Here is a 20,688-nt window from a genome sequence, read left to right on the forward strand (position 1 = left end):
TAGCGAGAGCAACATCATGGGCAAGTCAGTAGTCATCCTTGGTGCTCAGTGGGGCGACGAAGGCAAGGGCAAGATCGTCGACCTGTTGACCGAGCGCGTCGGCGCCGTGGCACGTTTCCAGGGCGGCCATAACGCCGGCCACACGCTGGTGATCGGCGGCAAGAAGACCGTGCTGCACCTGATCCCCTCGGGCATCCTGCGCGACGATGCGCTGTGCCTGATCGGCAATGGCGTGGTGTTGTCGCCCGCCGCGCTGAAGCAGGAAATCGAAGAGCTGGAAGCGCAGGGCGTGGAAGTGCGTTCGCGCCTGAAGATCAGCCCGGCCACCCCGCTGATCATGCCGTACCACATTGCCGTGGATAAGGCGCGCGAGATCGCCGCCGGCGGCAAGGCCATCGGCACCACCGGCCGCGGCATCGGCCCGGCCTATGAAGACAAGGTGGCCCGTCGCAGCGTCCGCGTGGCCGACCTGATGTATCCGCACGAGCTGCCCGAGAAGATCAAGTGCGCGGTCGAGTACCACAACTTCATCCTCACCCAGTGGCTGAAGGCCGAGCCGGTCGACTTCCAGACCGTGCTGGATGACGCGCTGGCCTATGGCGAATTCATCCGCCCGATGGTCGACGACGTCGCCACCATCCTGCACGACGTGCGCAAGGAAGGCGGCAACATCCTGTTCGAAGGTGCGCAGGGCGCGCTGCTCGACATCGACCACGGTACCTATCCGTACGTCACCTCGTCCAACACCACCGTGGGCGGCGCGCTCGCCGGCACCGGCGTGGGCGCGGGCGACATCGACTACGTGCTCGGCATCTGCAAGGCCTACGCCACCCGCGTCGGCGGCGGTCCGTTCCCCACCGAACTCAATGACGAGATGGGCGAGCGCCTGCGCAAGGTCGGCAACGAATTCGGCGCCAGCACCGGCCGTCCGCGCCGCTGCGGCTGGATCGACCTGGTCGCGCTGAAGCGCGCCGTGCAGATCAACGGCATCAATGGCCTGGCCATCACCAAGCTCGACGTGCTCGACGGCCTGCCGACCATCAAGGTTTGCATCGCCTACGAATACCGCGGCAAACGCCGCGAACTGGCTCCGCTCGATGCGGACGGCTGGGACGAGTGCAAGCCGGTCTACCTCGAGTTCCCGGGCTGGGAAGAGTCCACCGCGGGCATCCGCGACTGGAACAAGCTCCCCGCCGCGGCACGCGCCTACCTGCGCGCCGTCGAAGAACTCTCCGGCTGCCGCCTGGCCCTGGTCGCCACCGGCGCGGACCGCGACGACACCATCGTGCTGGACGATCCGTTCGCCTGAATCGGCGGTCGGTGAGTTGCGCAAAAAGGCCCCGCATGCGGGGCCTTTCTGTTTCTACGCCTGCCCGTGTCCGGGCATGGTCCTGCTCATGCGGCTGGGCCGTCGAGGATCAGCCCGTGGCGCGCGTGTGCGGCCTGGACGAGTGCGCGCATGGCATCCACGGCCGCTCATCGTCGCCGTTTACCTGCCCAGATCCAGCAGGAACTCGTTGGTGTATTGCAGCGGCGTGCTGCCGCTAACCGAATTGCATGACGACGATACGGAACCCTTCTTGGCGCAGGGCGTATCGCGATCAAGCGACCAATAGTGCAGGCCGGCCAGGCCGTTCGCGATGGCATAGCTGGTAACGGTATCCACATCGCCGAGCGTGGTGATTTCGCCGGACGTGTTGTTCTGGCCGATCATCGGCGTGACTTCGATATGCGAGGCTGGAACGCCATAGGTGTATTCCAGGTTCTCCACCGCCTGGACGGCTGATTGTCCCATGGCGCACACGCTGCCCACGATCACGCAGCTGGCGGTCGACGCCTTGCCGTAATCCATCGCCATCAGGTTGATGGTGTAGTTGGTGATGGCCGGACTGGAAGCCTGGATGGCTTGCACGACTTCCTGGCCCAGCAGATTGATGCCCGCATGGCTTCCGTCCGACGCCGCCAGCGTGGCGAGCGTGAAGGAGAAGCGCAGGTTGGGGTATTGCGTCTGCACGGCCGCGACATCGGCGACCAGCTGCTGGATTTCGGCCTGGGTCTGGCTACTCTCGATATCGAAATCCACGCCCACCATCTGTGGCGTGTAATAGCTGGCGATGAAACTGGCGAAGGCACCCGGCGTGGCGCAGGTGAAGATGCCGCCGGCGCCGCCGGTGGAAATCACGTAGTTCAGGCCGGCAGTGGACAGCGCGCCGATATTGGCCGAGGTGAATGCTGCTGCGGCAAGTCCCGCCCAGCTCTCGCTGCCGCAGGCGCCGGTCGCGAACGACAAGGTCACTGCGCCGAGATGCGGTTCTTGCGTGGCAAAGAAGCTGCCGCTGCCGACCAGGGGCAGCGAGGTTCCTGATGCTGCGGTCTGCAGCGTGTTCGTGCGCCAGTTCATGTCGACGGTGATGTCTTTGTAGGGGCTGAACAACAGGGAAGCTGGTGCGGTGGCCGCCTTCGCCTGGGAGGGCACAGCCCCAGTGATACACGCGGTGCACACGACGATGGCCAGCAGGGAGCGCTCAAGGACGTTCTTCGTTTTCGCGAGCATGTCGATGTTCTCCGGACTTGGGTGAACAACCAAAAAAAGGCGCCGCAAACATCACGGCGCCCACTGGGAGTGACAAATCTCCGGGCAAGTCCCCTGGCATGGCCGGGGGCTGTTTCCCTTACCTGCCCAGATCGCTCAAGAAACGCTTGGTGTACTGCAGCGGCGTCGTGCTCGGGACCGAATTGCAGGTCGACGAGGCGGTGGTCTGGTTGCACGGCGTGTCGCGGTCCAGCGACCAGAAGTGCAGGCCGGCCAGGCCGTTGTTCACCGCGTACGTGGTGATGGTGTCGGTGTTGGCGATCGAGAAGTTCTCGTTCGAGGTATCGTTGACACCGATCATCGGGGTCAGCTCGATCTTGCTGGCCGGGATGCCGTAGGTGTGCTCCAGGTTCGTCACCGCCTGGATCGCGGACTGGCCCATATCGCACACGCTGCCCGATACCACGCAGACGCCGCTGCTCGGGCCGCCGTAGTCCATGACCATCAGGTTGATGGTGTAGTTGGTCAGCGTCGAAGCCTTGATCGCCTTCACCACCGAGTCGCCGAGACTGTTGAGGCCGCCGTAGCTGCCATCCGATGCGCCGAGCGTGGCCAGCGTGAACGAGAAGCGCAGGTTCGGATACAGGCTCTGGCCGTAGACGGCGGCCGCGACCAGGGCATTGATCTGGGCCGAGCTCTGGCCGCCTTCGATATCGAAGTCGACGCCAATCAGCTGCGACGACATGTAGCGCGACAGGAACGCGGCGAAGTTCGCCGTGCTGCCGCAGGTGAAGGTGCCCGCCTGGCCGCCGGTGGAGACGATGTAGGGCAGGCCGGCGCTGGACAGCGCCGAAACGTTGGCACTGGCGAAACTGGCGCCAGGCACGCCACCCCAGTTTTCGCTGCCACATTCACCGGTAGCGAAGGCGAGCGTGATTCCGCTGAGATTCGTCACGTAGTTCGACTTCAGGCTGCCGCTGCCGACGACCGGAATCGCCGAACCGGTGGCGGCTGCCGTCTGCATCACATTGGTGTTCCAGTTGAGGCTGACCGTGATGTCCTTGTACGGACTGAACACAAGATTCTTTCCGGTGCCCGGCGCCGGAGGCGGCGGGGAAGTGCCGCCACCTGAGCCACCGCCGGAGCCGCCACCGCTGCTTCCGCCGCCGCTGCTGGTGCCGCAGGCACCTTGCGACGTCCATGGCTGGCCGGAGCCCGCGCCGCCGTTGTTGGTGGCGGGGTCGTTGCCCTGGGTCCACCAGTTGGCCTTGTAGTTGACGCCGTTTTCGCTGGCGGTATTGCCGGCCGTATAGACGGCCGAAGCACTCCAGGCGGTCGCACAGGCCGGCAGGCTCTGCGCCTGCACGGACTGCACGGGCGCCATCGTCATCAAGCTCATGGCCATCGCGCCGCCCGCCGTGGTGCCGAGGGCATGGATGGCTGTACGTAACCACACAACCGATTGCTTCACACGCATGGGTTATCTCCAGGTGATGTTGCATCGCTAGGAAGAAACGTTGCTGGACGAATGGCCGCATTCCGCGCGGTCATCTGGGTTGTTCGTCCCGAAAGCGTCCTTGCGCGCGCCACGGCGCTCCGTGGTCGGATCGATGTCGTCATGAGTCCCCAATGACAACGTTGTCTCCATCGTTGCCGCCAAACTGTGACGGCTGCCCGGAAATTGCAAAGAGGTGACACGTGCATATGGCGAGACGGTTATGTCCCGCAATGCAGCACGTTTATGGCGCGTTGCGGCGTACGTAGCGGGTGTTCAGGCTGGTACTTGGCGTCGACGGATGATGCGTCGCAATAGTGCGGGCGCTGCTGCTTGAATCACTCGCTGTCTCTTCACCGGCACCGCCTGACAACGTTGTCCGTCTGTGTAGGAGCGCACCCTGTGCGCGATCGCGGCGCATCAGCTTCACCGCTACCTAGGTTTATCGCGCACAGGGTGCGCTCCTACAGGACAGGCGTGCTGATGGGCAAAGAAAAAGGGCTCCGCATGCGGAGCCCTTTTTGTCATTGGCAAGGCTTGGCAGCGTTACGCCACGTTCGGCTCGCTGAAAGCCTCGATCTCGCCCTTGAACGCTTCCACCGGCACGCAGCTGCAGAACACGTTCTTGTCGCCGTAGACATTGTCCACGCGCGCCACCGGCGACCAGTACTTCTGGAACTTCAGGCTGGGCAGCGGGAAGGCGGCCAGCTCGCGCGGATAGGCGTGGGTCCATTCGGTGGCCGACACCATGACGGCGGTGTGCGGCGCGTGCTTGAGCGGGTTGTCCTCGCGATCGAGCTTGCCTTCGTCCACGGCGCGGATTTCGTCGCGGATCTGGATCATCGCGTCGATAAAGCGATCCAGCTCGTACTGGCTCTCGCTCTCGGTCGGCTCGACCATCAGCGTGCCGGCCACCGGGAAGCTCAGCGTCGGGGCGTGGAAACCGAAGTCGATCAGGCGCTTGGCCACGTCCTCGGCACCGATGCCGGTGGCGTCCTTGAGCGGGCGCAGGTCGAGGATGCACTCGTGCGCGACCAGGCCGTTACGGCCGGTGTAGAGCGTCTCGTAATGCGGTGCCAGGCGCTTGGCGATGTAGTTGGCATTGAGCAGGGCCACCTGGGTGGCACGACGCAGGCCGCTGGCGCCCATCATGGTGATGTACATCCAGCTGATCGGCAGGATCGAGGCCGAGCCGAAGCTGGCGGCACTGACCATGCCCACTTCACCTTCACCGCCAAACGTGCGGGGGAGGAAGGGCGCTAGATGCGACTTCACTGCGCACGGACCGACGCCCGGGCCACCGCCGCCATGCGGGATGCAGAAGGTCTTGTGCAGGTTGAGGTGCGACACGTCCGAGCCCCACTTGCCGGGCTTGGCCACGCCGACCAGTGCATTCATATTGGCGCCGTCGGTATACACCTGGCCACCGTGCTCATGCACGATCTCGCAGATCTTGACGATGTCTTCCTCGAACACGCCGTGCGTGGACGGGTAGGTGATCATCAGGGCGGCAAGGCGATTGCTGAACTTCTCGGCAGCACGCTTGATGTCGTCCACATCGACGTTGCCGTTTGCGTCGCACTTGGTCACCACCACCTGCATGCCGCACATCTGCGCGGAAGCCGGGTTAGTGCCGTGAGCCGATTCCGGAATCAGGCAGATGTCGCGATGCGCTTCGCCGCGCGAGCGGTGGTACGCGCGGATCGCCAGCAGGCCGGCGTATTCGCCTTGCGCGCCGGAGTTCGGCTGCAGGCTCACCGCGTCGTAGCCGGTACATTCGACCAGCATCGCTTCGAGCTCGTCGATCAGCTGCTTGTAGCCCGTGGCCTGGTCGGCCGGTGCCAGCGGGTGGATATTGCCGAACTCGGGCCACGTCACCGGGATCATCTCGGCGGTGGCATTGAGCTTCATGGTGCAGCTGCCGAGCGGGATCATGGTGCGATCCATCGCCAGGTCCTTGTCGGCCAGCGAACGCATATAGCGCAGCAGCTCGTGCTCGCTGTGGTGCGTGTTGAAGGCCGGGTGGGTGAGGAACTTGGTCTTGCGCAGCAGATCCCGGGGCAGGGCGTCCTGGGTGCTGGCATCAAGTGCATCGATATCGGCAATGGCGGCTCCGAACAAGGCAGCCACGGCAACCACATCGGCACGCGTGGTGGTTTCGTCGAAGCTGATGCTCAGGCTGCTGCCATCGATCGGGCGCAGGTTGATGCCGGCAGCACGGGCCTTGGCGTGGATCGCGGCGGCATCGATGCCGGTCACATGCAGGGTGTCAAAGAAGCCCATGCCCACCGCAACACCGGACTGGCGCAGCGCACCGGCCAGGATGGCGGTGAGGCGATGCACGCGGCGGGCAATGCGGGTCAGGCCTTCCGGTCCGTGGTAAACGGCATACATGCTGGCCATCACGGCCAGCAGCACTTGGGCGGTGCAGATGTTGGACGTGGCCTTCTCGCGGCGGATGTGCTGTTCGCGCGTCTGCAGCGTGAGGCGGTAGGCCGGCTTACCTTCGGCATCGATGGAGACGCCGATCAGGCGGCCCGGCATCGAACGCTTGTAGGAGTCGCGGCAGGCCATGAAGGCGGCGTGCGGGCCGCCGAAGCCGAACGGCACGCCGAAGCGCTGGGTGTTGCCCACCACGATATCGGCGCCCCATTCGCCGGGCGAGGCGATCAGGGTCAGCGCGAGCAGGTCGGTGGCGACGCAGACCACGCCGTGGCGCGCATGCACGTGGTCCGCCAGCGCCTTGTAGTCACCGATCTGGCCAAACGTGTTGGGGTATTGCAGCAGCACACCGTAGCACTCGACGTGGCTGGCATCGCTATCGTTGCCGATGTGCAGCTCGATGCTCATCGCCTCGGCACGGGTCTTCAGCACTTCCAGCGTCTGCGGATGCACGGCGTTGGAGACAAAGAACACGTTCGACTTCGACTTCGCCGAGCGCTTGGCCAGGGTCATTGCTTCGGCAGCGGCGGTGCCTTCGTCCAGCAGGGACGCGTTGGCGATCTCCATGCCGGTGAGGTCGGCGCACATGGTCTGGAAGTTGATCAGGGCTTCCATGCGGCCTTGCGAGATTTCGGCCTGGTACGGCGTATAGGCCGTGTACCACGCCGGGTTCTCGAGGATGTTGCGCAGGATGACGTTCGGCGTGAGGGTGCCGTAGTAACCCTGGCCAATGAAGCTGCGGAACACCTGGTTCTTGTCGGCGATGGCGCGGATCTTGGCCAGCGCTTCCACTTCGGTGATCGGCGAGGGCAGGGCCAGCGGGGCCGGCGACTTGATCTTGCCCGGCACGATGGCGTCGGTCATCGCTTCCAGCGAGTCGTAACCGAGCAGGCGCAACATGGTGGCGATTTCGGCGTCGTTGGGGCCGATATGACGCTCGATGAAAGCGTCGTGGTGCTCGAGGTCGCGCAGGGAGGGGGTAGCGTTCTGACTCATCACAGGGGCGTCCGGAAGTGGCCGATAAAGGCCGGACGTGCAAGCCGCACGTGGAGCGCCCCTCTGTCCTTTTGCCTGAGAGTTTGGAAGCTTGCGCTTCGTGCCCCTTCGGCGCCGGATTCAACCGGTCTCTCCAGAGTGTTGTTGCGCGTGATGGTATGGGGCCTGAGCGATTACGGGCGTTGCGCCTTCGGCAGCGGCTTTCACCGCTTCTCCCACCACGCGCTAGCCCCTAATTATAGAACGCGGCGGGGCAGTTTGCCTCCCTCTTGAGCGGCGTCTCCACGGACGGTGCCCGTGGGTGGCCTGTCGCGTGCGGCAGCGCGTCTCAGGAGGCTTAAGATGAAAGTCCTGTCGCCCCCGGAGCCCTCGATGAAACAAACCCCGTTCCAACTGGCCCAGATCGATCATGTCGTGTTGCGCGTGCGCGATCTGCTCGTCATGCAACGTTTCTATTGCGATGTGTTGGGTTGCCGGGAGGAGCGTCGGCAGGACGACATCGGCTTGGTGCAGTTGCGCGCCGGTGATTCGCTGATCGACCTGGTATCGCTCGACGGCAAGCTCGGCCGGCTCGGCGGCGCCGGACCCGGCGCGGAAGGGCACAACATGGACCACCTGTGCCTGCGGGTGGAGAACTACGATGAAACGGCCATCGTCGCGCACCTGACAGCCCACGGCGTGCGTGTCGGCGAGATCGGCTCGCGCTATGGCGCCAAGGGCGAGGGTCCGTCAATCTATCTTTACGACCCCCAAGGCAACATGGTGGAGCTGAAAGGTCCGCCGGCCGCTTGAGCGGTAGCGCCTGAACACTGGGCCAGCCTTCACCTGACGCACCCGTTTGCGCGGCTACATTCCGGCGAATGCTCCGCCGGAGCGCAGGCGTGGCCAGGTCTCACCTCGCGCCGCTGCCCAACCCAAAGCCTCAGGCTGACGCCACGGGACCGGCGCCGGCTCAGGTGCCGCCCACGGTCCCATCCCGATAGTCGATCTTGCTGAGGAGTACGAACATGGCGACCTTTGTCTCCCTTACGCACTTCACGGACCAGGGCATGCGGACGGTCAAGGACACCGTCAAACGGTCCGAGGCTGTGAAGTCGGCGGCTGGAAAATTCGGCGCGAGGATCAAGGATGTCTATTGGACGCTCGGGCAATACGACATGGTGGTCGTGATCGAGGCGTCCGACGAACTCGCGGCGACGGCATTTGCACTGACCATCGGTGCCGCCGGCAATACGCGCACGCAAACCTTGCGTGCGTTCCCGCCAGAAGAAATGCAAGCCATCCTGAGCAAGGTCGGCTAGTGCGGAGCGATTCAATTTCCAGCCAGGCCCGGAAACGAAGAAGCCCGCCTTGCGGCGGGCTTCGTCTACAATTGGTGCCCAGGAGAGGACTCGAACCTCCACGGTTTTACCCGCTAGTACCTGAAACTAGTGCGTCTACCAATTCCGCCACCTGGGCAGGTGTCCCGCTGCTTTATGGGCTGCGTGAGCCGCGTAGATTAGGCATGTGTCGGTAGGTTGTCAACTATTCTTTCACTGATTCTTCATCGAGCCGCGGTGTTCGCGGTTCGACACCCCAGACAAAGGCAAGGATGTGACCAGAAAAAAGGAACCGCGCAGCAGCAAGCAGGGAGCCAAGCAAGGCCCCGCTGCGCCGAAGAAAGCCGCGCCCCGCGCCAAGCGCTCGGCGCTCGATCCGAGCCCGCGCAAGCGGGTGGGCGAAGTGAGCGACCCGCATGCGGAGCGCGAGGCGCAACGCTATGAGCGTCCCATCCCCAGTCGTGAGGCGATCCTCGCCCTGCTGGCCGAGCGGGGCGAACTGTTGACCGAGGCGCGCATCGCCGAAACGCTGTCGCTGCACGACGAATACGACATCAATGCACTGCGTAAGCGCCTCGGCGCCATGGTGCGTGATGGTCAGTTGCTGCTCGGCCGCCGCGGCGGCTATGCACCGACCAACAAGCTGGACCTGATTCCCGGCGTCGTGCTGGCCAATGCCGAAGGCTATGGCTTCCTCAGGCCGGATGACGGCGGCGATGACCTTTATCTCTCGCCGCAACAGATGCGCATGGTGCTGCATGGCGATCGCGTGCTGGCCAGCGTGGTCGGTATCGACCGTCGCGGTCGCAAGCAGGGCGCCATCGTCGAGGTGCTGCAGCGTCGCTCGCCGCGACTGGTAGGCCGCGTGGTGATCGAAAACGGCGTGATGCTGGTGGCGCCCGATGATCGGCGCCTGCATCAGGACATCATGATCGTGCCCGGCCAGGACCTGGGCGCACGCTCCGGCCAGATCGTGGTGGCGGAGATCACCGAGCCGCCGACGCCGCATCGTGGCCCGCTCGGTGCGATTCGCGCGGTACTGGGCGAGCGGCTGCAGCCATCGCTGCTGGTGGAGATGGCGATTGCCAGCCACGACCTGCCGCACGAATGGCCGGATCCGGTGATGCGCGAAGCGGCGCAGGTCGAGCCCGAGGTAAGCGCGGCGGAGCGCGAGGGCAGGATGGATCTGCGTGCGTTGCCGCTGGTCACCATCGACGGCGCCGACGCGCGTGATTTCGACGACGCCGTGTTCGCCGAGCCGCGTCGTGGTGGCGGTTACCGGTTGGTCGTAGCCATCGCTGACGTATCGCACTATGTGCAGGTGGGCGCCGCCCTGGATCGCGAGGCCTACGAGCGCAGCACGTCGACCTATTTCCCGGGTTTCGTGGTGCCGATGCTGCCGGAGACGCTGTCCAACGGCATCTGCTCGCTCAACCCCAAGGTCGAGCGCCTGTGCATGGTCTGCGACATGCAGATCGATGCCGAAGGCGTGGTGATCCGTTCGAAGTTCTACGACGCGGTGATGCGCTCGCATGCGCGTCTCACCTATGACCGCGTGTGGCAAGCCATTGGCCTCAATGATGCCGATGCGCGCCACGAGCTGACCGATGTGATGCCGCAGCTGGAGCACCTGCATGGGCTCTACAAGCTGATGGCCGCGCAGCGCAAGCGTCGCGGCGCCATCGATTTCGAGACGCCGGAAGTGAAGTTCCGTCTCGACCAGACCGGTGAAGTGGCTGCCATGGGCGCCACCCAGCGCAATGATGCGCACAAGCTGATCGAGGAATGCATGATCGCCGCGAATGTGCAGGCGGCGCTGTTCCTCGAGAAGAAGAAGATTCCCGCGCTGTTCCGCGCGCACGAGCCGCCGCCGGCCGAGAAGTACGAGGACCTGCAGCAGTTCCTGCGTGAGTTCAAGTTGCGGATGCCGCCGGTCGAGGAGGTGACGCCGGGCGATTTCGCCGACGTGCTGCGGCTGGTGCAGGATCGCCCCGAGCGCGAGCTGATCCAGTCGGTACTGTTGCGCGCGCAGAGCATGGCCGCGTATCAGCCCGACAATCGCGGACATTTCGGCCTCGCGCTGGAGGCATACGCGCACTTCACCTCGCCGATCCGTCGCTATCCCGATCTGCTGGTGCATCGCGCGATCCGCTACGCCATCAGCGGCGGCAAACCCTCGGGCTATAGCTATACGCCGACCGAGATGGCGAACATGGCCGTGCATTGCTCCCAGCGCGAGCGACGTGCCGAAGAGGCCGAGCGCGATGTCGACGAGCGCTTCAAGTGTGCGTGGATGTCCAAGCACGTGGGCAGCGAATTCGAAGGCACCGTCACCGGCGTCACCTCGTTCGGCCTGTTCGTGGAGCTGGACGAATCGAAGGTGTCGGGGCTGGTGCATATCAGCCAGCTTTCCAACGATTACTACCACTTCGATCCGGTCCGCCACTTGCTGAAGGGCGAGCGTACCGGCGCGCAACATCGCCTTGGCGATCACGTGCGCATCCAGGTGCTGCGCGCCAGCCTGGAGGATCGCAAGATCGACTTCCGCCTGGTCGCACCGCGTGCTGAGGCGAAGCCGAGCGGCACCGAACGACGCTATGACTATGCCGCTGCCGGTGAGCGCTACTCGCTGCCCGCAGGGCGCAAGGCGACGGCACGGCCAGGCTCGCGCGATAATGTGGGGACTGCTGCGCCGCGAGCGGCGTCAACGGGAAGGAAGGACACCGCGGCAGACAAGCACACGACGGCTGAAAAGAGCCCGGCCGCCGGAAAGAGCATGTTCTCCAAGGTCAAGTCGGCGGCCCAGGGCAAGTTCAAGGCAGTCAAGGCTGCTGCGTCCAAGGCAACCTCAAGAGCCCGCAAGGGCGGCAAGAAAAAAGGTTAAGCAATGAGTGACAGCTGGATCGTCGGAATCAACCCAGTCGAAGGTGCGTTGAGCAACGACGCTGCGCGCGTGCGCGAACTGCTGGTGGAACAGGGGCAGCGCAATGCGCGCGTGCAGGAACTGGCCACCCGGGCCAAGGCATTGAATATTCCCGTGCATCATCGGCCGCGCGAGCAGCTGGACAAGATCGCTGGCGAGGCACGGCACCAGGGTGTGGTGGCGCTCTACGAAGCGCCGCCGATGGGCAACGAGAACGACATTCTCGGCTTGCTTGAGCAAGCGGGTCAGGATGCGCTCGTGCTGGTGCTGGACGGGGTCACCGATCCGCACAATCTCGGCGCCTGCCTGCGCAGTGCGGCCGCGGCGCGCGTGACGGCGGTGATCGTGCCGAAGGATCGCGCCGTGGGCCTGACGCCGGTCGTGCGTCGTGCCTCGGCAGGTGGCGCCGACCGCGTGCCCCTGATTGCCGCCACCAATCTCGCCCGGGCGCTGCGTACGCTGAAGGACGCTGGCGTGTGGATTACCGGCCTGGCTGGCGACACCGACACCTCGATTTACAGTATTGACATGAAGGGGCCGCTGGCCCTGGTGCTGGGGAGCGAGGGCGAGGGCATGCGCCGGCTCACGCGCGAGACCTGCGATTTCGTGGCGAAGATTCCCATGCCTGGTTCGATGGAGAGCCTCAACGTCTCCGTGGCAACCGGCGTCGTTCTGTTCGAGGCATTGCGGCAAAGGAGTGAGAAGCGATGACGTTCTTCTGGCACGACTGGGCTGGCTATATCGGCGTATTGCTGGTGTTGTGCGCGTTCCTCTTGCTGCAGCTGCGCAAGCTGCATGGCAACGGGATCATTTACCAGGTGATGAACGTGCTGGGCGCCGTTGGCGTGGTGCTGTCGCTGATCTTTGGCGTCGCGTCCATGAATTGGCCGGCCTTTCTGATGCAGGTGGCGTGGATCGCCATTGGGATCTACGGCATCGTGCATTCCGCACGCCTGAATCGACGCCTGCGTTGAGCTTGTAGCGGGTGAGCGGCTCCGAAGGGGTCGTGGGGCATTCAGCTCGCGCGTGTAAAATGAAGTCCGGCCTCGCAATGAGGCCGGGCTGTGGCGACGACGCCGCAGGCTTCTTTCTTTGGCGGGGACGACCTTGCTCTTCATCCAGAGGAGTGGCGTCATGCCCTGGATCTATCTTGCGCTCGCCGGTTTGTTCGAAGTGGCCTGGGCGATTGGACTCAAATACACCGAAGGCTTTACACGGCTGTGGCCAAGCGTCGCGACCGTAGCGGCGATCATTGTCAGTATCGTATTGCTCGCGATGGCCGTGAAAACGCTGCCGATCGGTACGGCTTACGCGATCTGGACCGGCATGGGCGCGGTAGGTGCCGTGATGCTTGGGATGCTGCTGTTTGGCGATCCCGCGTCGCCGCTCAGGCTCGCCTGCGTGGGGCTGGTGCTGCTTGGCATGGTGGGTCTGAAAGTCACCAGCGGTTCGCACTGATTCGTGATCTGCGAACAAGCGGGAACGCATGCGATGCGTTCCCGCTGATGGCGTCGGGAGGCGGTCAGTCCGGCTTGTCGCCGAGCTTGGTGAACTCCGGGCTGGAGGTGAAGTCGCGCTTCGCGCGCTGCGCCGTCAGCGGTTCGCCGTTCACCTGGTACCAGATGTTCTCGGCGATATTGGTGGCGTGGTCGCCGATGCGCTCGATGTTCTTGGCCATGAACAACAAATGAGTGCACGGCGTGATGTTGCGCGGATCTTCCATCATGTACGTAAGCAGCTGGCGGAAGTAGCCGGTATAGGCCTCGTCCAGCTCGGCGTCGTCCTTCCATACCTGGTAGGCGCGTTCTGCATCGCGGTCGCGGTAGGCCATCAGGACGTCGCGCACTTCGGCGGCGGCCAGTTCGGCCAGGTAACCCAGGCCGCTGGTGGGGGCGACGGGAGCGACCATCGACAGCGGGATCGAGCGCTTGGCTACGTTGGCGGCGTAGTCGCCGATGCGTTCGATGTCGGCAGCGATGCGCAGCGCGGCGAATACATTGCGCAGGTCGCCGGCGATCGGCGCGCGCAGCGCCAGCAGGCGCACCACGTCGTGGCTGATTTCCTGCTCGAGCAGGTCGATCGCGTCGTCGTTGCCGACCACGTGCTGGGCGGCGCGTTCGTCGCGGCGCTCGATCACGTCGATGGCCGATTCCAGCTGGCCGACCGCGAGCTCGCCCATGCGGACGATTTCGCCGGTGAGGCGGGTCAGCTCGTCGTCGTAGCTCTTGATGATGTGTTCTTTGCTGCTGCCGCTCATGGTGTGGTTCCACAATTCGTTGGATAGGGAAGGGTGTCGCGGGGTGTCCCCTCACCCTAACCCTCTCCCCGGAGGGGAGAGGGGATAACGCCATGTTTAGCCGAAACGACCGGTGATGTAGTCCTCGGTCTGTTTCTTGGTCGGCTTGGTGAAGATCTGTTCGGTGCGGTCGAACTCGATCAGCTCGCCCAGGTACATGAAGGCGGTGAGATCGGAGCAGCGTGCCGCCTGCTGCATGTTATGCGTGACGATGACGATGGTGTACTCGCTCTTGAGCTCTTCCACCAGCTGCTCGATGCGGCCAGTGGCGATCGGATCGAGGGCGGAGGTGGGCTCGTCGAGCAGCAGCACTTCCGGCTTCAGCGCAATGCCACGGGCGATGCACAGGCGCTGCTGCTGGCCGCCGGAGAGGCCCAGGGCGTTCTGCTTGAGCTTGTCCTTCACCTCGTCCCACAGCGCCGCGCTACGCAGGGCCTGCTCCACGCGGATGTCCATGTCGGCGCGCGAAAGCTTTTCGTGGTGGCGGATGCCGTAGGCGACGTTCTCGAAAATGGTCATCGGGAACGGCACCGGCTTCTGGAACACCATGCCGACCTTGCTGCGCAGGCGGTTCATCGAATAGCCCGAATCGAGGATGTTCTCGTCATCCAGGACGATTTCGCCCTTGGCCTCGAGCTTGGGATAGATCGCGTAGATGCGGTTGAAGATGCGAAGCAGGGTGGACTTGCCGCAACCCGACGGGCCGATGATGGCGGTGACCTTCTTCTCCGGGATGTCCATGTTGATGCCTTTCAGCGCATGGAAGCCGTTGTAGTAGAAGTGCAGGTCGCGCACCTTCAGCTTGGTCGGCGCGATCGGGGTGGGCGTAGCCGCAGACTGCGGGTGGATGCCGGCGGCGGCGGACTCAGTCATGGGACACCTTGTTGCGTGAAAGGACCAGACGGGAAGCAAGGCTAAGCAGCAGCACGAACATGGTGATCACGAACGCACCGGCCCAGGCGATGGCATGCAGGCCTTCGCCCGGATCATTGGCGTACTGGTAGATCATCTGCGGCAGGCTGGACATCTTGTCCATCGGGTTGAAGGTCAGGTAGTTGTTGCCGAACGCGGTGAACAGCAACGGCGCCGTCTCGCCGCTGATGCGGGCCAACGCCAGCAGCACGCCGGTGATGATGCCCGAGCGCGCCGAGCGCATCAGGATCTGCGTGGTGAGCTTCCATTGCGGAATGCCCAGTGACAGCGAGGCTTCGCGCAGCGTGGACGGCACCAGCCGCAGCATCTCGTCGGTGGTGCGCACGATCACCGGCAGTGCGATCAAGGCCAGCGCCACGCCGCCGGCCAGGCCGGAGAACGTGGTATTGCCGCTGGTCAGCGCCGTGGTGGGCAGCACGATGATGGTGTAGACGAACAGGCCCAGCACGATGGACGGTGCGGACAGCAGGATGTCGTTGAGGAAGCGGATCGACTCGCCCAGGCGGGTGCGATTCGCGTATTCGGCCAGCCAGGCGCCTGCCAGCACGCCGATCGGCGTGGCCAGGGCGATGCCGATGAAGTTGATGATCAGGCTGCCGACCATCGCATTGAGCAGGCCACCATCCTCGCCATAGGCGGTGATCTTGGTGAACAGCTTCACATCGAGCGCGCCGATGCCCTGGCGCAGGGTTTCCCACAGGATCCAGGCCAGGAAGATCAGGCCGATCAGGGTGGCGAACATGCTCAAGGTCAAGGCCAGCGCATTGGTGATGCGGCGACGGGTGTAGAGGAACGAGCTGCTCATCAGCGACCCTCCTTATGGGCCAGCTGCCGCAGCATCCAGCGCGCGATCAGCAGCACGATGAAGGTGACCACGAACAGCAGGAAGGCCAAGGCCATCAGGGTGGATTTCTGCAGGCCGGCGGCCTCGCTGAACTGGTTCGCGATGGTGGAGGCGATCGAGGCACCCGGGTCAAGGATGGACGGCGACAGCTTCATCGCATTGCCCAACACGAAGGTCACCGCCATGGTCTCGCCAAGCGCACGGCCCAGGCCCAGGAAGATGCCGCCAATCACCGCCGAGCGGGTGTAGGGCAGCACGATGTCCCAGGAAACCTCCCAGGTGCTGGAACCCAGCGCATAGGCCGATTCCTTCAGGCGCGTCGGTACGGTCTGGAAGACCTCGCGCATCACCGAGGAAATGAACGGGATGATCATCACCGCCAGCACGATACCGGCGGTCAGCACACTAGCGCCAAACGGATAGTCGCTGCCGAACAGGCTGCCCACGAACGGTACGTGTTCGGCCACCCACGACAGTTTGCCGTCGTCGGGCTTGTTGCCCAGGTAGTTGGTCAGCCAGGGCTTGATGTGGTCGGCGAAGAAGGGCGCAAAGATAAACAGGCCCCACATGCCGTAGATGATCGAAGGGATGCCGGCCAGCAGCTCGATCGCCGAGGCGACCGGGGTGCGCAGCCACGGCGGCGCCACTTCGGAAAGATAGAGCGCGATGCCGAAGCTCACCGGCACGGCGATGAGCAGGGCGATCAGCGAGGTGGCGATGGTGCCGTAGACGGGCACGAGGGCGCCGAAGGTGTCGCTGCTCGGGTCCCAGGCATCGCTGATCAGGAAGTGCCAGCCGAACGCGCCGAAGGCGTGGCGGCCGCCCCACAGCGTGGCGCCCGCGGCGCCGAGCAGGCAGGCCAGGACCAGCAGGGCGCAGGCCTTGAGCAACCAGCCGAACAGGCGATCGTGCCGTGCGTCGCGGTGCGAGCGCGCTTCCTGTGCGATGGCCGTGGAGACGGCGCCTACGTTCGCTTGCATGTAATGTCGATCCCTCAGGTTTCTCGAGGTCCGGCTGGCACCAGGGCCGCCCGGTCGGTAAGCGTGCGCCAGGGCCAGGGGGCCTTTCCAGCAGCAAGCCGCCCGACGTTGGTCGGGCGGCCCGGTGTGGTGCCATCAAGCCTAGACGTTAGATCGTACCGGTTGCCGTAGCATGACCGGCGCGAGCGGGTCTCAGTGCTTGTATTCGCTGGCCCAGTAAGCCTCGATCTTCTTGACGAGGGTATCCGGCAGGGCGACATAGTCGAGTGAAGCCGCGTCCTTCTGGCCGTTCTCCAGGGCCCACTTGAAGAAGTCGAAGGCGACCTTGGTGTGCTCGGCGTTCTTCGGCTTCTTGTACATCACGGCCCAGGTGGTTGCCGTGATCGGCCAGGCGTTGGCTCCCGGGGCGTTGGTCATGATCAGGTTGAAGTCCTTGGCGCTGGCCCAGTCGGCGGTGGCGGCGGCGGCGGCAAAGCCCTCGGCGCTGGGAGCCACGAACTGGCCGGCGGCATTCTTCAGGTTGATCCAGCTGATCTTGTTCTTGACCGCATAGGCGTATTCGACGTAGCCGATCGAACCCTTGATCTGCTTGACGTACTGCGACACGCCTTCATTGCCCTTGCCGCCCACGCCGGTCGGCCATTCAACGGCGGTGCCGTACTTGACCTTGGCCGCCCAATCCGGGCTGACCTTGGACAGGTAGTTGGTGAAATTGAAGGTGGTGCCCGAGCCGTCCGAGCGGTGCACGACGGTGATCTTGCCCGCCGGCAGGTTCAGGCCGGCGTTCAGCGCCGAGATGCGCGGGTCGTTCCAGTTGGTGATCTTGCCGAGGAAGATGTCGGCGAGGGTGGCGCCATCCAGCTTGATCTTGCCCGCGTCGATACCGGCGATATTGACCACCGGCACGATGCCGCCGACCACGACCGGGAACTGGCCCAGGCCAAACTGGGCGAGGTCTTCCGCCTTGACCGGTGCATCGGTGGCGCCGAAGTCGATGGTGCCTTCCTTGATCTGCGCGACGCCGGCGCCCGAACCCACCGACTGGTAGTTCAGCTTGTTGCCGGTCTTTTCGGCGTAACCGGCGGACCACTTCGAGAGCACCGGATAGACGAAGCTCGAACCGGCGCCGGTGATGTCAGTGGCCTGGGCGGCCATGCCGAACAGCGAGGCGGCAGCAAAAACGGCGGTCACGCCGATGCGAGATAGGGACTTGGTTGAGGTCAACACGGTGGCTCCTTGGCGAAGGGTTACGGGGATTCCCGCCCGCCCTCAATTTCATGCGCTACGTGTTGCAATGAGATTAGCTGAATGTTTCAGCAAGATGACAATCCGTCATCGACTGTCATCTTGGCCTTCGGCAAGGGCCGGGGCGGCGGGCCGCCAGTGCGCTTTCTGCGCGCCCGCCGGCCCTCGGGATCCATTGCTGGGTGGCCTCAGGGCGTATCGACGCCAACGAACTCGCGTTCGATCGTCTCCAGCCGGCGCCAGCGATTGATGATCGTGCAGAACAACTCCGCCGTCCGCTCGGCATCGTAGATGGCCGAATGGGCTTCGCGAGTATCAAAAGGAATGCCGGCGGCCTGCACCGCCTTGCTCAAGACGGTCTGCCCAAAGGCCAGTCCGCTTAACGTCGCCGTATCGAAACAGCTGAACGGATGGAACGGATTGCGCTTGTGCGCGCACCGGCGCACGGCGGCGTTGAGGAAGCCAAGGTCGAAGGCCGCGTTGTGGCCCACCAGCACGGCGCGCTGGCAATCGGCATCGCGCATGGCATCGCGGATCGGCTTGAACACGTGATCCAGCGCCAGGCGCTCGTCGAGCGCGCCGCGCAGCGGATTTTCCGGATCGATGCCGGTGATCTCCAGTGCGCGGGGATCGATATTGGCGCCGGGAAAGGGGTGCACGTGGGCTGACACCGCCGGCAGCGGCTGCAAATAGCCCTCGGGGGTCATGCGCAGGACCACGGCGGCAATTTCCAGCAGCGCGTCGCGCTCGGCGTCGAAACCGCCCGTCTCCACATCCACGATCACCGGCAGGAAGCCGCGGAATCGTTCGGCCATGCGGTCGGCCATGCTGTTGCTGAGTCTCTCCATCCAGCAAGCATATCAGCCGCCGCCGCCACGCCGGCTTAGCCGTCGCTAAGACGAGTGTCTTCGTTCTGTCACATAACGTGCATGGAACGGTAAAGCACGGACCTCATCCTCCCTAACCGAACCTTAACTGACCGGCCATGTGATCGAGGGGGGCGGTCGAGGTGATTCTTACCAACATGCGGAGACATTCCATGCGTTCCAAGTTGCTCGCGGTAGCGATTGCTGCCGGTTTGGGCGTTACCAGTTTCTACGCCAGTGCCGATCCGGCACCGGCTAGCCAGTCTTCCAAGACCAGCTCGGCTTCTGCGCAGAACGCAGAAATCGAGGCGCTGAAGGCCCAGTTGCAGGCCCTTCAGGCCAAGGTGGTCGAGTTGGAGCAGCGCACCGACGCGCAGTCCGACATCAATGTCTCCACCGGCCAGGCCGTGGAGCAGGTGCAGAAGACCCAGGCTGCCACGAACGAGCAGATCAAGAAGTCGGCTGACAAGATCGCCTACAAGGGCGTGAACATCACGCTGGGCGGCTTCCTGGCAGCTGAGTCGGTCTACCGCTCGGCCAACCAGGGTGCGGATATCGCGTCGAACTTCAACGCTATTCCGTTCAACAACGTCTCGACGGCGCATACCAACGAACTCCGCCTGACCGCCCGCCAGAGCCGTATCTCGGCCTTGGCGCAGGGTGACGTGGATCCGCAGACGCATCTGGCCGGCTACATCGAACTCGACTTCCTGGGCGCTGCGCAGACCGCGAACTCGAACGAGAGCAACTCGTACAACCCGCGTATCCGCAACGTCTACATGACCTCGGATTGGGACAATGGCGGCTGGCACCTGCTGGCTGGTCAGAACTGGTCGCTGGTCACGCTCAACAGCAAGGGCATCACCCCGCGCACCGAGCTGACCCCGCCGCAGATCGACGCACAGTACATCCCGGGCTTCACCTGGACGCGCCAGCCGCAGATCCGCCTGGTCAAGGATTGGAACAAGGAGTGGTGGCTGGGTATCTCGCTCGAGAACCCGCAGACCACGTTCTACACCAGCCCGAACCAGGCCAAGGCGCCGGTGCAGTCGATCTACAACATCGCAGCTGGCTCGGGCTTCAACTCGGCCAACACGCTGTCGCTCAACCACATCCCCGATGTGGTCGTGAAGCTGGCCGTGGATCCTGGCTTCGGTCATTACGAACTGTTCGGCCTCGGCCGTGCGTTCTATAACCGTTACAACGGTTCGAACCAGGACACCTACGGCGGCGGCGTCGGCATCGGCATGGTCCTGCCGCTGATCGACAAGCAGCTCGACTGGCAGTTCTCGGGCATGACCGGCAAGGGCATTGGCCGTTACGGCAGCTCGCAGATGCCGGACGTGACCTTCAGCCCGAATGGCAACCTCGCTCCGATCAAGCAGAACATGCTGCTGACCGGTCTGACCTGGCACGCCAACTCCGACGTCGACGTCTATCTGTTCGGTGGCCGCGAAGCGCAGTTCAAGAAGGACTTCCTGTACAAGGGCACCGCGCTCGGCCTGGGCAGCCCGTTGTACAACAACAGCGGTTGCGAAATCGAAGGCGGTACCTGCGTAGGCAACAGCCGGCAGATCTGGCAGGGCACGCTGGGCTTCTGGTGGAAGTTCTACCAGGGCAAGTTCGGCAAGATGCAGTTCGGTGCGCAGTACTCGCATACCGATCGCGAAGCCTTCGCTGGTCAGGGCTACGTCAACGGCGTGCTGGTCAACGGTGCCGCGACGCCTTCTGCCAAGGAAAACATGTTCTTCACCAGCTTCCGCTACTACCCGTTCTAAGCGGTACGGCTATCGCAAGGGAGTTCGACCCAAGGATG

Annotated in this window: 17 protein-coding genes, 1 tRNA gene and 1 riboswitch; of the genes, 8 read left to right on the plus strand and 10 right to left on the minus strand. The window is 64.1% G+C overall.

Annotated features, from left to right (window positions below):
- Positions 1-16: 16 nt before the first annotated feature.
- A complete protein-coding gene (locus OUZ49_RS03600; RefSeq protein ID WP_266148567.1) occupies positions 17-1,309 on the plus strand; it encodes an adenylosuccinate synthase in 1,293 nt (430 codons plus the stop codon).
- A 180-nt stretch (positions 1,310-1,489) separates the two neighbouring features.
- Here OUZ49_RS03600 and OUZ49_RS03605 read toward each other — a convergent pair whose 3' ends face one another.
- From OUZ49_RS03605 to gcvP, 3 genes are all read right to left on the minus strand, one after another.
- A complete protein-coding gene (locus OUZ49_RS03605) occupies positions 1,490-2,554 on the minus strand; it encodes a glycoside hydrolase family 18 protein (protein WP_266148568.1) in 1,065 nt (354 codons plus the stop codon).
- Between the two features lie 118 nt (positions 2,555-2,672).
- Positions 2,673-4,010 carry a carbohydrate-binding protein gene (locus tag OUZ49_RS03610; RefSeq protein WP_266148569.1) on the minus strand — a complete coding sequence of 446 codons (1,338 nt, stop codon included), beginning with the start codon at positions 4,008-4,010 and terminating at the stop codon, positions 2,673-2,675.
- A gap of 564 nt (positions 4,011-4,574) precedes the next feature.
- On the minus strand, positions 4,575-7,466 hold the full coding sequence (gene gcvP, locus OUZ49_RS03615) for an aminomethyl-transferring glycine dehydrogenase (RefSeq protein ID WP_266148570.1): 2,892 nt from the start codon (positions 7,464-7,466) through the stop codon (positions 4,575-4,577).
- Between the two features lie 53 nt (positions 7,467-7,519).
- A riboswitch (glycine riboswitch) is annotated at positions 7,520-7,613 on the minus strand.
- 195 nt (positions 7,614-7,808) lie between these two features.
- On the opposite strand from gcvP, the gene OUZ49_RS03620 reads away from it, so the two are divergent.
- Both OUZ49_RS03620 and OUZ49_RS03625 read left to right on the plus strand, forming a co-directional pair.
- A complete protein-coding gene (locus tag OUZ49_RS03620; RefSeq protein WP_266148571.1) occupies positions 7,809-8,258 on the plus strand; it encodes a VOC family protein in 450 nt (149 codons plus the stop codon).
- Between the two features lie 215 nt (positions 8,259-8,473).
- Positions 8,474-8,767, plus strand: coding sequence for a GYD domain-containing protein (locus tag OUZ49_RS03625; RefSeq protein ID WP_266148572.1), 294 nt, complete (start codon positions 8,474-8,476; stop codon positions 8,765-8,767).
- Positions 8,768-8,839: 72 nt separating this feature from the next.
- Here the strand turns inward: OUZ49_RS03625 and OUZ49_RS03630 are convergent.
- Positions 8,840-8,924: transfer RNA gene (locus tag OUZ49_RS03630), tRNA-Leu, on the minus strand.
- A 135-nt stretch (positions 8,925-9,059) separates the two neighbouring features.
- Here OUZ49_RS03630 and rnr point away from each other — a divergent pair.
- The 4 genes from rnr to sugE all read left to right on the plus strand — a co-directional run bounded on the left by rnr (position 9,060) and on the right by sugE (position 13,166).
- A complete protein-coding gene (rnr, locus tag OUZ49_RS03635) occupies positions 9,060-11,669 on the plus strand; it encodes a ribonuclease R (RefSeq protein ID WP_380004707.1) in 2,610 nt (869 codons plus the stop codon).
- Positions 11,670-11,672: 3 nt separating this feature from the next.
- Positions 11,673-12,419 (plus strand): 23S rRNA (guanosine(2251)-2'-O)-methyltransferase RlmB, encoded by a 747-nt coding sequence (gene rlmB / locus OUZ49_RS03640; protein WP_266148573.1) that lies wholly within the window; start codon positions 11,673-11,675, stop codon positions 12,417-12,419.
- A complete protein-coding gene (locus OUZ49_RS03645) occupies positions 12,416-12,682 on the plus strand; it encodes a CBU_0592 family membrane protein (protein WP_266148574.1) in 267 nt (88 codons plus the stop codon). Before rlmB ends, OUZ49_RS03645 begins: the two co-directional genes overlap by 4 nt.
- A gap of 160 nt (positions 12,683-12,842) precedes the next feature.
- Positions 12,843-13,166: a quaternary ammonium compound efflux SMR transporter SugE gene (sugE, locus tag OUZ49_RS03650; RefSeq protein ID WP_266148575.1), complete on the plus strand. Its 324-nt coding sequence runs from the start codon at positions 12,843-12,845 to the stop codon at positions 13,164-13,166.
- A 64-nt stretch (positions 13,167-13,230) separates the two neighbouring features.
- On the opposite strand, the gene phoU is transcribed toward sugE, so the two are convergent.
- The 6 genes from phoU to rnt all read right to left on the minus strand — a co-directional run bounded on the left by phoU (position 13,231) and on the right by rnt (position 18,854).
- Positions 13,231-13,965 (minus strand): phosphate signaling complex protein PhoU, encoded by a 735-nt coding sequence (gene phoU / locus OUZ49_RS03655; protein WP_266148576.1) that lies wholly within the window; start codon positions 13,963-13,965, stop codon positions 13,231-13,233.
- Between the two features lie 96 nt (positions 13,966-14,061).
- A complete protein-coding gene (gene pstB, locus OUZ49_RS03660; protein WP_266148577.1) occupies positions 14,062-14,877 on the minus strand; it encodes a phosphate ABC transporter ATP-binding protein PstB in 816 nt (271 codons plus the stop codon).
- Positions 14,870-15,742: a phosphate ABC transporter permease PstA gene (pstA, locus tag OUZ49_RS03665; RefSeq protein ID WP_266148578.1), complete on the minus strand. Its 873-nt coding sequence runs from the start codon at positions 15,740-15,742 to the stop codon at positions 14,870-14,872. Before pstA ends, pstB begins: the two co-directional genes overlap by 8 nt.
- Positions 15,742-16,761 carry a phosphate ABC transporter permease subunit PstC gene (pstC, locus tag OUZ49_RS03670; protein ID WP_266148579.1) on the minus strand — a complete coding sequence of 340 codons (1,020 nt, stop codon included), beginning with the start codon at positions 16,759-16,761 and terminating at the stop codon, positions 15,742-15,744. The genes pstA and pstC overlap by 1 nt, the downstream gene beginning before the upstream one ends.
- Positions 16,762-16,953: 192 nt before the next feature.
- On the minus strand, positions 16,954-17,988 hold the full coding sequence (pstS, locus tag OUZ49_RS03675; protein ID WP_266148580.1) for a phosphate ABC transporter substrate-binding protein PstS: 1,035 nt from the start codon (positions 17,986-17,988) through the stop codon (positions 16,954-16,956).
- Between the two features lie 206 nt (positions 17,989-18,194).
- Positions 18,195-18,854, minus strand: a complete 660-nt coding sequence (gene rnt, locus OUZ49_RS03680; RefSeq protein ID WP_266148581.1) for a ribonuclease T — start codon at positions 18,852-18,854, stop codon at positions 18,195-18,197.
- Between the two features lie 191 nt (positions 18,855-19,045).
- On the opposite strand from rnt, the gene OUZ49_RS03685 reads away from it, so the two are divergent.
- Positions 19,046-20,650 carry a hypothetical protein gene (locus OUZ49_RS03685; protein ID WP_266148582.1) on the plus strand — a complete coding sequence of 535 codons (1,605 nt, stop codon included), beginning with the start codon at positions 19,046-19,048 and terminating at the stop codon, positions 20,648-20,650.
- Positions 20,651-20,688 lie beyond the last annotated feature (38 nt).

This window comes from Dyella halodurans (assembly GCF_026283925.1).
Lineage (GTDB): Bacteria > Pseudomonadota > Gammaproteobacteria > Xanthomonadales > Rhodanobacteraceae > Dyella > Dyella halodurans.